The organism is Kribbella sp. NBC_00359, assembly GCF_036097425.1.
Taxonomy (GTDB): Bacteria; Actinomycetota; Actinomycetes; order Propionibacteriales; family Kribbellaceae; genus Kribbella.
In genome coordinates this window covers 6,020,750-6,033,783 of record NZ_CP107975.1, presented here as the reverse complement: position 1 = coordinate 6,033,783, position 13,034 = coordinate 6,020,750, and the positions used below count along the sequence as shown (strand labels likewise).

Here is a 13,034-nt window from a genome sequence, read left to right as displayed (position 1 = left end):
GCGCAGTCGAAGCGCTTCGACAACGCTAGGTCGGGTGACTTCACGCCGTCAAGTTCGGGCCGGCCCGAGTCTCAGGCCAGGTACAGACCGGTCCCGACCAGGGCGACCCAGGTGAGGCCGGCGATCAGCAGCACGCGGTCCTGGAACAAGTCGCGTTCGGGGACCTCGCCGTTGCCCGTCGAGACGATCAAGGCGTAGCGCAGGAGCCCGGTCAGGAACGGCAGGAACGAGATGGCCAGCAGTTCGCGGTAGACGTCGTACCCGAGGTGCTGGAAGGCCCACGAGCCGTACGAGAGCGCGGAGCCGAGCAGCGAGACGGTCATCACCTGGTCGAGCCAGCCGTCCGAGTAGGCCGCCAGCACGGGGCGACTGACCGCGGCCTGCGGTTCTGTGGGCTCCCCCGCGGCCATCCGTTCCGCCTTGCGTTTGCCGGTGACCAGGAACAGGGCGCCGAACAGGGAGACCAGGAGGAACCAGTGCGACACCGGTACGCCGGTCGCGGTTCCACCGGCGGCCGCGCGGAGGACGAAGCCGAGTGCGACCAGGATCAGGTCGACCACCGCGACGTGCTTCAACTTCAGCACGTACAGCACCTGGGCGACGAGATAACTCACGCCGAGTAGGAACGTCGACAATCCGAGTGTCGACGTGACGGCGAGGCCGAGGAGCGCGGCGACACAACCGAAGAACACGGCGCGGGCGGGACTGATCGATCCGGCGGCCACCGGCCGCAGGCACTTGCGGGGGTGACGGCGGTCGTCGGCGACGTCGCGGACGTCGTTGAAGGCGTAGATCGCGATCGCGAGCAGTGTGAACCCGACGGCGGCGAGCGCTGCCTCGAGGAGGACGAGGGGCTGGTCGAGCACGCCGGCCGCCGCGGGCGCGGCGAAGAGCATCACGGCTTTGTGCCACTGGCGCGGCCGGCTCAGCCTCAGGAAGGACCGAGCTGACGACTCGGTGCGCGCGACGGCTACCGGCGTACGGACGTCTGTCATTTGGCCACGACGTAGAAGAAGTCGCGCTGGTCGTCGACCAGGTAGCGATTCGACGGCGAGTTCATCGAGGCGAGCAGCCGTCGGCCGGTGACGGTGCCCTGCGGCCCGGGCTGTTCGATGTCGAAGCTGACCATCGCGGCGTGGATGTCCAGTTCCATGCCCTGCTCGATACCGGCCTGCTGCATCGCCGCGGCCAGTGTGGCCAGCGTCAGGCCCTGGCCGGCCACGTAGATCAAGTTGCCGTGGGCATCGGTTCCGAGTCCGGACCGCCAGGTGTACTGGTACTGGCTCCGGTAGCTCCCCCAGCGGCCGTTCGCGTTCCCGGTCAGCCCGTCGACGATCCGATGGTCGACAATCAGCTGATCGAGGTTCTGCCGGACCGCGACGACGTCCGGCGTCATCCGGACGGTCCGGTTCCAGGTGCCGATCCGCGCGGTGCCGTCGCGGAAGATGACCACGGACGCGCGACCGTCGACCAGCGGCACGGCGGCGGACTCGGTGGTCCACCAGCCGCCCTGCGAGTCCTTCATCTTGAAGCCGCCGTTGAAGGTCGCGACCAGGGCGGCGTGATCATTCGAGGGGACCGAGTAGCCGTGGCGGGAGGCCATGCCGACGACAGGTTCCCGGGTGCCGGGCATCAGGGCCAGGCGGTTCGCGGACTGCGGGATCAGGGCGGCAGCGACCGAGACCGGCAGGTGCGCCGGATCGGGCCGGAACCAGGTTGTCCAGAGCAACGGCTTGCCGGCCGTCGTCTGCCGGGCTACCGACCAGGCGCCTTCGTGCGGCAGCGCTCGTACGCCGGGGAGCACCTTGACGACCGGCAGACTCGCGGCCGCTGCATGGGTCGCCCCGGTCGAGTGGCCCGCGGTCGCTGGGGCGCCCGGGACAGTCACGCTGGGTGCCGTGACATCGCTCGGGGTGCCGGTGGCGGGCGGCTGGTTGCGTGAGTACTTCCAGTTCTCGACGGCGTCGACGATCGGGCCACCGCCGTGGTCGCGGAACCATTCGACCGTCCGGACCGCGAAGCTCGCGTTCCCCGGATACAGCAGCGCCCGGACATATGACACCGCCGGGACGACCAGCAACAGGCAGCAGACCAACGCGATCCAGCGCTTCCGAACTCGGCGGCGACGGCGTCGGTGCGCGTTCTGCTTCATGGGCCTCAGTAGATCGGGAAGTGCCTGAGAGGATCCGGAGAGCGCTCAGCGCCAGGCAGCTGGCAGCATCCTTCGCGGCAGCAGGTTGAGGATCCGGACGGCGAGGCCCATCGTGCGTGGCGCCCAGACGATCGTCTGACCGCTGCGCACCGCGCCCGCGACCCGTCGGGCGACGCGGTCCGGCGTGGTTGCGAGCGGAGGCTTCGACTGGCCCGCCGTCATCCGGGTCGCGACGAAACCCGGGCGTACGACGAGTATCCGCACGCCGGACTCCGCGGCCTGGCGTGCGAGCAGGACGGCCGTCGAGTCGGCGAGCTGTTTGCCCAGCGAGTACGCCGCGATCGACTGCCTCGGCCGGACCGCGGCAGCCGACGACAACAGCACGATCTGCTCAGGTCCGCGCTGCACCAACGCTCGCAACAGCAGTGCGACGGACAGACCATTCACGACGATGCCGTCGGCGAACGACTCTTCAGTCATCGTGCCGACTGCCACCACGGCGAGGCTGAGTGGATGGTCCGCGCAGGCGTGCTCGAGCATCCCGTCGACCTCGTCGGCCCGCAGGCAGGCGTCGTACTGCGCCGTCGTCACGGAGTAGCCGAGGTCGCGGAGCTTCTCGGCGTTCCACCACAGCTCGCCACTCGGTCGTCCCGCGAGCACGACGCGCCGCGGCGGTGGCCCGAGCAGCTCGGTCAGTACGGCGATGCCGATCTCCGACGAGCCGCCGACGAGTAAGGCGGTCCCGTCGGTCATCGCAGCAGGCCCAGGCGCTCGGCCAGGGCGGACGTCCAGCGGCGTTCCGGGTCCAGGCGGGCCTGCGTGCGTTGCCAGGCCGGCAGCCGTGGATACATGACTGGGATGAGGTGCGGGTCGCTGAGAGCGTCCTTCGCGAGGTAGACCCGGCCGCCCGCGGCCGCGACCAGCTTGTCGATCGGCCGTAGCGCCTCCGGGTCGTGCAACCAGCGCGCTGGCAGGTCGACGGCGAGCGTCCAGCCGGGAATCGGGAACGACAACAGCCCGCCGGATCCGCGGCCGAGATTCTTCAGCGTCGCCAGCGCCGGCGCCATCCGGTGCGTTGCCAGAAAACGCAACACCTCGCCCACGACGTCCGCCTCGTCCGGCGGAACGGCGAACTGGTACTGGATCAACCCTCCCCGCCCGAACGCCGCCGGCCACGACTCAGTCCGATCCAGCGGACACAGCGCCGAGTGCAGCGGAACCAGCTGACGCCCGGCGCGGCTCAGATGCCACCGAGCAGCCGCCGCGGCGAAAATAGTTGCCCTCGACACCAATCCCGGCCCGGGCAGCGACCGCACCCTCCGTCGCCCGGATGAGGCGGGAGCTGTCCGGGGGCGGGCTGCGTGGCCTCGGCGTTCTGGGAATGGGGGGACGGCGGTGGGGAGGTCTCGGGTGGTGGCTGGGTGGAACTCGTCGATGAGGGCGCGGCCGAGGGACGGCCCGGTTGAGTGGGCGTCGAGCCAGGCGATGACGTGGTGGTTCGGGTCGGATTCTTGGTGTGTGGCGAGGGTTCGGAGGAGGGACAGGGTTTCGGGGAGGGACCTGGTGCGGTGGCGCTCGCGGACAGCCCAGCCGGTCTCGACGCGGTGGAGTTGAATGGCCGCCTGCAGGATGACGCCGGTCAGGCCCATGCCGCCGATCGTCGACCAGAAGGCGTCGGCGTCCTGGCCGGGCGAGAGCTGGGTGGGCACGCCGTCCGAGCGGAGCAAGGCGAGCCAGCGGACGTGCCGGCCGAATGATCCCGCGCCCGGATGGTTCTTACCGTGCACATCGGACGCGATCGCTCCGCCCACAGTGATCCACTCGGTGCCGGGCATCACCGGGAGCAGCCATCCGAGCGGCAGTGCCTGCTCGGCGATCTCCTTGAGCAGTACCCCGGCTTCCGCCACGATCACCCCGTTGCCCTGGTCGAACGAGATGATCCGGTCGCGCGCGGTCATGTCGAGCACGACCCCATGACCGGGTAGCGCCGCGTCGCCGTAGCTCTTGCCGGCACCGCGGATCGTCACCTCGGGCTCGGCCAGTACTGCGTCGACCACACCGCCGTCCGCGTCCGGCCGTCGTACGCGGGTGTGCTTGTGAGTGGTCCGCCCCCAGCCGGACAGCTCGGTCGTGCTGGAGTCGTCGGGGGTCATGATGCCGACGTTAGGGTCAGTGCACTGAGAGACACCTGAGTCTGGTACGTCGCCAGATGCTGCGGGATGACGTGGTCCCACGTCATGGCTGGAACGGTGTCGCGGTTGTGTTGCTGGATCCGCGCGAGACGGGCGAAGTCGGTGAGGAGCGCGGCGGTGGTCTCGCCCATCTCGACGTCGGAGTCGACCAGGTAGCCCTCGACTCCGTGCCGGATGAATTCGCCGACGCCACCGGATGCCATCGCGACCACGGCCAGACCGGCGCAGCGCGCTTCCAGGGCGGCGACTCCGAAGGACTCCAGCCCGGCGGGCGCGAGGTACACGTCGGCGGCGGCGTACAGCTGCTGGATCTCGAAGCGGGTCAGGCGTCCCGGCAACTCGACCCAGTCCGCGAGGCCACGACGCCGGGTCTCGGCGGCCACCGCCGCGGCTTGCGGTCCACTGCCGACGATGACGGCTCTGACGTCCACGTCGGATGGCACGAGGCCGCGGATCCGCTCGAAGGTACGCAGCAGGGCCAGCGGGCGCTTGCGCCGAGTGAGCCGCATCGTGCTCACGATGGTCAGCGGATGCCTGCCAGGCCTGGGGGTTCGCCAGTGCGCGGCATCGACGCCGTTGTGCAGTACGTCGACCGGCCGATGCGGCAACGATCGACGCAGTACGCCGGCCACCACCTCGCTGACCGCGGTCCAGCGGGCCGGATCGACGTACCGGTCGAGTTGCGCGAGCGGCCACGGCATCGCTGGACTGGGCAACGAATGCAGGGTGATCACGGCGGCCGGTGCGAGCCGGGCCGCGCGCCAGGCGAGTGGCGAGACCAGGGACGTGTGGGCGTGCACGACGTCGACCTTGTCCAGCGCCCGACGCAGACGATCGGTTGCTGCTGGCAACGGTACGCCGCCGAGCGCCGGCAGTCGTACGACGGGGACGTCGCCGGCCGCGGGCGGACCGTCGGTGACGGTGAAGACGGTGACCTGGTGGCCGGCGCGGATCAGTTGTCCGGCGAGGTCGTGGACCTGGAGTTCGATCCCGCCCAGCCGTGGGAGGTAGCAGTCGCTGACCAGGGCGATCCTCATCCGGCGACCGCCTCCAGCTCGGCCGAGCGAGCCCGGGTCCGGTGCTGGGTGGCCAACCAGATCGCCAGCGTGATGCCGCCGACCGGGATCTCCATGACGTAGGTGAAACCGCGGAACAGGATGAGCCCGGCCGCGACACCGGCCGGGTCGCCGCCGAGGGCGACCAGCGCGGCGGCGGTGCCTACCTCGACCACCCCGGCCGCGCCCGGGGTGATCGGGACCAGGGTCAGCAGCCGCTCGACGGCCAGCGCGGTGAAGAGCACCGGAAGGGCGAAGGAGATGCCGAGGACGTGGAAGCAGAGCCACAGCAGGGCCAGTTGCAGCGCGAGGTAGGCGAGCATGCCGGCCGTCATCGGACGCCAGCCGTTGCGCAGGACCCGCAGGATCGAACGCCGCAGCTCCGGGAGCTTGACCGCCAGCCGGCCAGGCTTGCGGCGAAGGACCTTGTCGAGCGCGGCGCCGATGCCGGCGGCAACCTTCTCGTCGGCGAGCATCCAGACGACGGCGACCACTGCGAGCGGCACCGGAAGGAACAGCAGACCCGCCGCACCGAACGCCGATGCGCTGTGCAGGATCGGCACCAGCGCCAGCGCGACGGCGATCACGCCGAGTTTGGAGACGATGTTCAGCAGGGTGGTGACGGCGAGGAAGCCGCCGAACGCGGACCGGCTGAAACCCCAGCGGCGGACCATCGCGAAGTTCAGGCCGGTCCCGGCCGCGCCGCCCAGCGGGAGGACATTGGCGACGGCGCTGCCGGTCAGACTCAGCGTCAGGCCGCGGCGCTTCGTCAGTCCTGGCAGGGACGCGGCCAGGACGAACGAATGCGCCCACAACCCCGCGATCCAGACGACCGCGAGGGCCACGACCGCGCCGGCGGAAACCCGGCCGAGGACGGCGCCGACCTCGCTCCACGTCGCACCCACCGCCCGCGGGAGCAGGACAACCAGGGCGGCGGTCGCCAGCCCGCTCAGGACTGAGGTCACGACCCGGCGGGGTGCTCTGGGCTTCATCGCACCATCGTGGAAGGCAGCTGCTGAGAGGGTCCTGAGAGCGAGTCGAGCGGCCCTTGGCGGCCGTGCGATGCTCGGGAAGTGGCACATCCGCAGGACACCGACGCCGCCCGGTACACGCTGGTGGCTTTCCACGCGCACCCGGACGACGAGGCGCTGCTGATGGGCGGCACGCTGGCCCGGCTCGCGGCGGAAGGGCATCGGGTCGTCCTGGCGGTCGCCACTGACGGCGAGGCGGGTGCGGCCGCTTCGTCGTACCGGATGGCCGGCCGGCTGGCGTCGTACCGGCGGGACGAGCTGGACAGCTCAGCGGCGGCGCTGGGGTGTGCGCGGGTCGTGCAGTTCGGGTTCCCCGACTCGGGGTCGGCTGGTCCGGTGGCGGACGGCGCGTTCAGCCGTCTCGCGGTCGAGCAGGCGGCGGCGCCGTTGATCGAGTTGCTGCGGGACGAGCGCGCCGACGCGTTGACGATCTACGATCCGGCCGGCGGCTACGGGCATCCGGACCACCAGCAGGTGTATGCGGTCGGCGTGTACGCGGCCGCACAGGCCGGTACGCCGTTGGTGCTGGAGGCAACGATCGACCGGCGGCTCATCCGGCGGCTGATCCGGGTGGTCGAGGCGATTCCCGGCGTACTGCCGGCGGTGCGGGCGGCCGACTACGACGGCGCCTACTCCCCCGCGTCGGCGATCACGCACTGTGTCGACGTCCGTGCGTATGCGGACCAGAAGCGGCAAGCGTTCCAGGCGCACGCCAGCCAGGCGAGCTCGGACGACGGTGCGCGGACGCTCGGGCTGCTGCTCAAGCTGCCGCCGTGGCTGTTCCGGCGGGTGCTCGGGCGGGAGTGGTACGTCGAACACGGCCGGACCCCGGGACATCGGCTCGACGACGTGTTCGCGACGCTCCGATGAGTGGCTCTCAGCCGATCCTCAGCGAGCGGCGGTGAGACTGAGACCATGCGGGTGCTGATGGTGGAGGACGAGGTCCGGCTGGCCGACACGGTCCGCCGTGGTCTCACCGACGCCGGGTTCGTGGTCGAGCTGGTGCACGACGGCGAGGACGCGGTGTGGGCGGCGACGGAGAACAGCTACGACGTGATCGTGCTGGACATCATGTTGCCGAAGCTGAACGGGTACAAGGTGCTCGAGCAGTTGCGGGACCGCGGTGTGTGGACCCCGGTGCTGATGCTGACCGCGAAGGACGGGGAGTACGACCAGACCGACGCGTTCGATCTCGGTGCGGACGACTACCTGACCAAGCCGTTCAGCTTCCTGGTCCTGATCGCCCGGTTGCGGGCGCTGATCCGGCGTGGCGGTCCGGAGCGGCCGGTGGTGCTGACGGCCGGCGACCTGGTGCTCGACCCGGCCAGGCGGCGGGTCGAACGGGAAGGGAAGGAGATCGCGCTCACGCCCCGGGAGTACGGTCTGCTCGAGTTCCTGATGCGTCACCGCGGCGACACCGTCAGCAAACTCGAGATCCTGGCCAGCGTCTGGGACCCCGCGTTCGACGGCGATCCCAACGTGGTCGAGGTCTACATCCGCTACCTCCGCCTCAAGATCGACGGCCCCTTCGGCCGGCACTCCATCGAAACCATCCGCGGCATGGGCTATCGCCTCGATCCCGAGGGCGGCTGAGGCGTGGCTGTTCGGCGATTGGTGGCGGTGGCGCCCGGTCTCGTGCTCGCGGGCGCGGGCGTCGCCGCGGTGGCCGGGCTGGCCGATTCGGTGCGCGAGTCCAACGGACTGGCCGCTGACGACCCCAGGCTGGCCAATGACGTGCTCGGGCTTCGCAGCGTGGAGCTGACCGACGTGGCTCGGGGCCTGACCTTCCTGGGCGACGTACCGGTCTTGATGGTGTTCACGCTGATCGCCGCCCTGGTGCTCTGGCGCGTGACCAAGAGTCGTAGGCCTGCCGTGCTGCTGCTCGTCGCGATGGCCGGCTCTGCCGCGCTCACCTATGGCATCAAGTTGCTGGTCGAGCGGCCGCGGCCGAGCGTCAGCTATGTGCTCGGGGCCGTGGACACGTCGTACTCGTTCCCGTCCGGGCACACGCTGAACTCGGCCGTGTTCTTCCTGACGATGGCGGGGCTGTTGTGGATGCTGCGGGCCGGGCTGGCGTGGCGGATCGCCGGTACGGCGGTCGCCGTCCTGCTCAGTGTGGGAATCGGGCTCAGCCGGATCTATCTCGGCTACCACTGGGCGACCGACATCCTGGCCGGGTGGTTGCTGGCCGCAACCTGGCTGAGCCTGGTTGCGACCGGTGCGTACTACACGCGGCGCCCCGGAGGATGATGGGGTGCGGGAGCCTCGGTTGCCGGGAAGGAACGGTGTGTTGGCCGCGTGGCGGAGGATCGGAGTCGGGCTGCGGCGCGCCAGCGTCCGGAGCAGGTCGACCGCGGCGGCAGTCATCGTTGTCGCGGTGGCGATGGGGCTCGGCGCCGCCGTACTGCTGCTACTCCTCCAGCGCGCGCTGATCACCGGTGTGTCGGACGCGGCCGACGGGCGGCTCGCCGACGTGGCCGGCCAGGTGTCCGAGGAGGGTACGGCGGGACTCGCGCGGGACCTGACCGACACGACCCGGCCGAGCCAGCTGATCCAGGTCCTGGACGCGTCCGGGCGGGTCGTCGCCGCCTCGTCGACGCGCGTCGACAGCAGGCCACTCACGGATCTCCGTCCCGCGTCCGGGGTAGTTCTGCGGGCCGAGGTCGGTGAGATGCCGCTGCTCGACGACGACCACGCGTACCTCATCGTCACGCAGGGTGCGTCGTACGGCGGCCAGACGTACACCGTGGTGGTCGCATCGTCGGTGCAGACCCAGCGCGACACGGTGGCCACGGTCACGAAGTACCTGCTGATCGGGTTCCCGGTCCTGCTGGTCGTGGTCGGGGTGGCGGGCTGGCTGCTGGTCGGGCAGGCGCTCGGGCCGGTGGAGCGGATCCGGGCGCGGGTGCAGGGCATCGGGTCAGGAGATCTGACCGAGCGGGTCCCGGTGCCGGCGACCCGGGACGAGATCGCGCGGCTCGCGGCGACCATGAACGAGATGCTCGACCGGCTGCAGACCGGGCAGGCCATGCAGCGGCGGTTCGTGTCGGATGCGAGCCACGAACTCCGATCGCCGCTGGCCACGCTGACAGCGGCGTTGGAGGTCATCGAAGCCGACACCACCGGGCATGCGTGGCAGGAACTGCATCTGGTGATGGAGGCCGAGACCGAGCGGATGCGGCGGCTGGTCGAGGATCTGTTGCTGCTCGCGAAGGCGGACGACACCGGCCTGCGGATGCAGCGTACGGACGTCGACGTCGACGATCTGGTCGCGGCGGAGCTCCAGCGGTTGCGGAGTTCCGCACCCGATCTCACCGTGACGAGCGAGGTTCATCCCGTCCGCGTGGTCGGCGATCCGGCCCGGCTCAGCCAAGTGCTCAGGAATCTGGTCGACAACGCCGCGCGGGCCGCCCACACCACCGTCCACCTCACCGCCGACGAGCAGAACGGGTCAGCCGTGATCACCGTGGCCGACGACGGTGACGGTATCCCCGAGGCCGATCGCCTCCGCGTCTTCGAACGCTTCGTCCGCCTGGACACCAGCCGGGCCCGGGCCAGCGGCGGCTCCGGCCTGGGGCTGTCCATAGCTCTCGAGATCACCCGGGCCCACGAAGGCACCATCACCCTCACGCCCTCTCCCGACGGCGGAACCACCGCAACCATCACCCTCCCTCGCTGACCACGGGTCGGAAATACCCCGGCGTCGTGGGCACCCCGGGGCGAAAATGAGCGGATGGATCTGTCGGTGGTGCTGGGGTTCGTGGTTGCCGTCTTCCTGGTGAGCGTCGTACCGGGACCGGACATGCTGTTCATCGTGGCCAATGCGGCGGTCGGCGGGCGCCGGGCCGGTGTGGTGGCCGCGGCCGGGATGTCGACCGGTCTGGCCGTGCACAGTCTGGCCGCCGCTGTCGGTCTCGGTGCGCTCATCCAGGCCGCACCTCAGGTGCTGAACGGCGTACGCGTCGCCGGTGCCGCGTTCCTGCTGTATCTCGCCTACCTGACCTGGCGCGCCAGCCGGCAGGAGGTCGGCGAGCCCGGCGAGACGCTGGAGCTACCTAAGCGGACGCTCCGCCGGACCTATCTGATGGCGACGTTGACCAACCTGGCCAATCCGAAGGTGATTCTGTTCTATCTGGCGTTCGTGCCGCAGTTCATCACGACCGGCGCGGGCAGCTGGCCGGCGACCACGCAGTTCCTGGTGCTCGGCGGGATCTTCATCACCGTCGGGTTCCCGGTCGACGCCACCGCCGCGCTGGTCGCGGGCAGTCTGACCGAGCGGTTCTTCCGCGCCGGTAGCAGCGTTCGCCGCCGTCTCGAGCGCGTCACCGCCGGTATCTTCGCCGCCCTCGCCGCCCGCCTCGCCACCGACATCCACTGACGATCAGACGGACAGGACCAGCTTGCCGCGGTTCGCGCCGGCGGCCAGGCGGTCGAGGGCCACGCCGGCGTCGGAGAGCGGCAGCACGTCGGTCACGTCGATGTGGACCTTCTTGGCGGCTACGAGGTCCAGCCCGGCACGGCCGAAGCGCGTGACGAGCTCCGGCGCCCGGCGGGCCAGATCCCCGATGTTGAACCCGCCGACGAACTGATTGCTCTTCCACAGCGGCCGGACCGCCAGGGTCAGATCCGGATGGTTCCCCGCGTCCCCGTACGCCGCCAGCCGACCGAACACCGCGAGTACGCCGAGGCTGTCAGCGCGGGTCTGCCCACCGACCGAGTCCAGCGCCAGGTCGACTCCGCGCCCGCCGGTGAGCTCCCGGATCCGGTCCGCGAACCCGTCACGCACGACCACCTCGTCGTACCCGAACTGCCGCGCGTACGCCGCCTTGTCCGCCGAACCAACCGTGCCGAACACCTTCCCCGCACCCAGCGCCTTCGCGATCTGCACGGCGACCGTGCCGACCCCACCGGCCGCGGCATGCACCAGCACCGTGTCCCCGGCCGCCAACCGCCCGGCGCCGGCCAGCAGTCCGTATGCCGTGGTCAGCACCGTCGGCGCCCCCGCCGCCACCACGGGATCGAGATCCCCGATCGGATAGGTGAAGGCGGCCGGTGCGATCACGTACTCCGCGTATCCGCCGAAGCCCGGCAGGTACGCCGTCACCTGGTCGCCGGCCGCGAGTCCGCTGACCGCCGTTCCGACCGCTGCCACGACGCCCGCCGCCTCGAGCCCGGGCACGTCGCCCTCCGGCTCCGGCTCCCCGAAGTCACCGCGCCGGTGCTGGACCTCGGCGAAGTTGACTCCGGCGTGCGAGACCCGGATGAGCACCTCACCCGGACCCGGCTCCGGCACCGGCCGCTCCAGCTCGACGATCTCCCCGTTGATCTTCGTGAATCCGACAGCGCGCATGCCCCCACCGTCACACGCGAACAGGCCACGGCCGGCGGTGATCTCACATCCTGGCAAGGCGTGGGTGCGGCCAGATTCAGCGGCTGAGGGGTGGTGCGGGCGGGGCTGTGGGGCCAAGCTGGAGGTGTGCCCGGGCGACGGGTCGTCGTCGCCCGACCAGCGACGAGGAGAGACTGATGAACGGCGAGAGCGGGTGGGTCCGGTGAAGGCCGTGGCGGGCGACCAGGTTGTTGTCGAGAGCAACCACCTGTCGGCGCACCGGCGGCAGGGCGAGATCGTCGAGGTGCACGACCCGGGCGGCGCCCCGCCGTACCTGGTGCACTGGAGTGACACCGACACCGAGTCCCTGTTCTTCCCCGGCCCGGACGCGCACATCATCCACGCGCAGTGAAGAATCCGGTTGCCGCCTGACCGGCCATCCAGCAGGATCGCCCCATGACGCAGCCGGACCCGCAACGCCCAGTCGCCCTCGTCACCGGCGTGGGCCGGACCGTCGGCATCGGCGCCGGCATCGCCCGCCGGCTCGCGGCCTCCGGCTGGGACATCGCGTTCACCTACTGGACCGCGTACGACGAACGCATGGACTGGGGCGTCCAGTCGGGTGCGACGGCCGAGATCACCAAGGAGCTGACCGAGCTCGGCGCGACCGCGGTGCCGATCGAGGCGGACCTGGTGGACCCGGCGGCGCCGGAGCGGATCTTCGCCGCCGCCGAGGAGCGGCTGGGCAACGTCACGGCGTTGGTGATGTGTCACTGTGAGTCCGTCGACTCAGGAATCCTCGACACGACCATCGAGAGCTTCGACCGCCACTTCGCGGTGAACGCCAGGGCGACCTGGCTGCTGATCCGCGAGTACGGGCGCCGCTTCGCCGGAGCGCCCGGCACCGGCCGGATCATCGCGCTGACCAGTGATCACACGGTCAACAACCTCCCGTACGGCGCGAGCAAGGGCGCGCTGGACCGGATCACGCTGGCCGCCGCGCACGAACTGTCCCACCTCGGCATCAGCGCGAACGTGATCAACCCCGGTCCGATCGACACCGGCTGGATGAACGACGCCATCCGGGCCGCCGGCACCCGGCAGACCCCGCTCGGTCGCCTCGGTACGCCGGAGGACACCGCCAACCTGGTCGACTTCCTCTGCTCCCCGCGAGGCCAGTGGATCAACGCCCAACTCCTCCTGAGCAACGGCGGCTTCGCCTGACCCTCGGGCCTTGTGGGCTGTTGCCATCGGCATCGGTCTCGGCGACGAACA

The 13,034-nt window shown here is 70.5% G+C and carries 14 protein-coding genes; 7 read left to right on the top strand and 7 right to left on the bottom strand.

Features of this window, described 5'->3' with window-relative positions:
- Positions 1 to 71 precede the first annotated feature (71 nt).
- Genes OG876_RS29565 through OG876_RS29540 form a run of 6 tightly spaced genes read right to left on the bottom strand, consistent with a single transcriptional unit; the run spans position 72 to position 6,391 of the window.
- Positions 72 to 995 (bottom strand): decaprenyl-phosphate phosphoribosyltransferase, encoded by a 924-nt coding sequence (locus OG876_RS29565; RefSeq protein WP_328519925.1) that lies wholly within the window; start codon positions 993 to 995, stop codon positions 72 to 74.
- A complete protein-coding gene (locus OG876_RS29560) occupies positions 992 to 2,152 on the bottom strand; it encodes a phosphodiester glycosidase family protein (protein ID WP_328519924.1) in 1,161 nt (386 codons plus the stop codon). The genes OG876_RS29565 and OG876_RS29560 overlap by 4 nt, the downstream gene beginning before the upstream one ends.
- 45 nt (positions 2,153 to 2,197) lie before the next feature.
- A complete protein-coding gene (locus OG876_RS29555) occupies positions 2,198 to 2,905 on the bottom strand; it encodes an SDR family NAD(P)-dependent oxidoreductase (protein ID WP_328519923.1) in 708 nt (235 codons plus the stop codon).
- Positions 2,902 to 4,305: an FAD-binding oxidoreductase gene (locus tag OG876_RS29550; RefSeq protein ID WP_328519922.1), complete on the bottom strand. Its 1,404-nt coding sequence runs from the start codon at positions 4,303 to 4,305 to the stop codon at positions 2,902 to 2,904. The genes OG876_RS29555 and OG876_RS29550 overlap by 4 nt, the downstream gene beginning before the upstream one ends.
- The gene (locus OG876_RS29545) at positions 4,302 to 5,381 is read right to left on the bottom strand and encodes a glycosyltransferase family 4 protein (protein WP_328519921.1); all 1,080 of its coding nucleotides are present in this window, start codon (positions 5,379 to 5,381) and stop codon (positions 4,302 to 4,304) included. Before OG876_RS29545 ends, OG876_RS29550 begins: the two co-directional genes overlap by 4 nt.
- Positions 5,378 to 6,391, bottom strand: coding sequence for a YbhN family protein (locus OG876_RS29540; RefSeq protein WP_328519920.1), 1,014 nt, complete (start codon positions 6,389 to 6,391; stop codon positions 5,378 to 5,380). The genes OG876_RS29545 and OG876_RS29540 overlap by 4 nt, the downstream gene beginning before the upstream one ends.
- 81 nt (positions 6,392 to 6,472) lie before the next feature.
- On the opposite strand from OG876_RS29540, the gene OG876_RS29535 reads away from it, so the two are divergent.
- Genes OG876_RS29535 through OG876_RS29515 form a run of 5 tightly spaced genes read left to right on the top strand, consistent with a single transcriptional unit; the run spans position 6,473 to position 10,808 of the window.
- Positions 6,473 to 7,300: a PIG-L deacetylase family protein gene (locus tag OG876_RS29535; RefSeq protein ID WP_328519919.1), complete on the top strand. Its 828-nt coding sequence runs from the start codon at positions 6,473 to 6,475 to the stop codon at positions 7,298 to 7,300.
- Between the two features lie 45 nt (positions 7,301 to 7,345).
- Positions 7,346 to 8,023 carry a response regulator transcription factor gene (locus OG876_RS29530; protein ID WP_328519918.1) on the top strand — a complete coding sequence of 226 codons (678 nt, stop codon included), beginning with the start codon at positions 7,346 to 7,348 and terminating at the stop codon, positions 8,021 to 8,023.
- Between the two features lie 3 nt (positions 8,024 to 8,026).
- Positions 8,027 to 8,680, top strand: a complete 654-nt coding sequence (locus OG876_RS29525) for a phosphatase PAP2 family protein (protein ID WP_328519917.1) — start codon at positions 8,027 to 8,029, stop codon at positions 8,678 to 8,680.
- 40 nt (positions 8,681 to 8,720) lie between these two features.
- Positions 8,721 to 10,109: a sensor histidine kinase gene (locus OG876_RS29520; protein ID WP_328519916.1), complete on the top strand. Its 1,389-nt coding sequence runs from the start codon at positions 8,721 to 8,723 to the stop codon at positions 10,107 to 10,109.
- Between the two features lie 54 nt (positions 10,110 to 10,163).
- Positions 10,164 to 10,808, top strand: a complete 645-nt coding sequence (locus OG876_RS29515; protein WP_328519915.1) for a LysE family translocator — start codon at positions 10,164 to 10,166, stop codon at positions 10,806 to 10,808.
- 3 nt (positions 10,809 to 10,811) lie between these two features.
- Here the strand turns inward: OG876_RS29515 and OG876_RS29510 are convergent, their stop codons facing one another.
- Positions 10,812 to 11,780 (bottom strand): quinone oxidoreductase family protein, encoded by a 969-nt coding sequence (locus tag OG876_RS29510; RefSeq protein ID WP_328519914.1) that lies wholly within the window; start codon positions 11,778 to 11,780, stop codon positions 10,812 to 10,814.
- Positions 11,781 to 11,982: 202 nt separating this feature from the next.
- Here OG876_RS29510 and OG876_RS29505 point away from each other — a divergent pair, with 202 nt between their 5' ends.
- Both OG876_RS29505 and OG876_RS29500 read left to right on the top strand, forming a co-directional pair.
- Positions 11,983 to 12,171, top strand: coding sequence for a DUF1918 domain-containing protein (locus tag OG876_RS29505; protein ID WP_328519913.1), 189 nt, complete (start codon positions 11,983 to 11,985; stop codon positions 12,169 to 12,171).
- A gap of 44 nt (positions 12,172 to 12,215) precedes the next feature.
- Entirely contained in the window at positions 12,216 to 12,983 is a 768-nt protein-coding gene (locus OG876_RS29500; protein ID WP_328519912.1) for an SDR family oxidoreductase, read from the top strand.
- Positions 12,984 to 13,034: the final 51 nt, after the last annotated feature.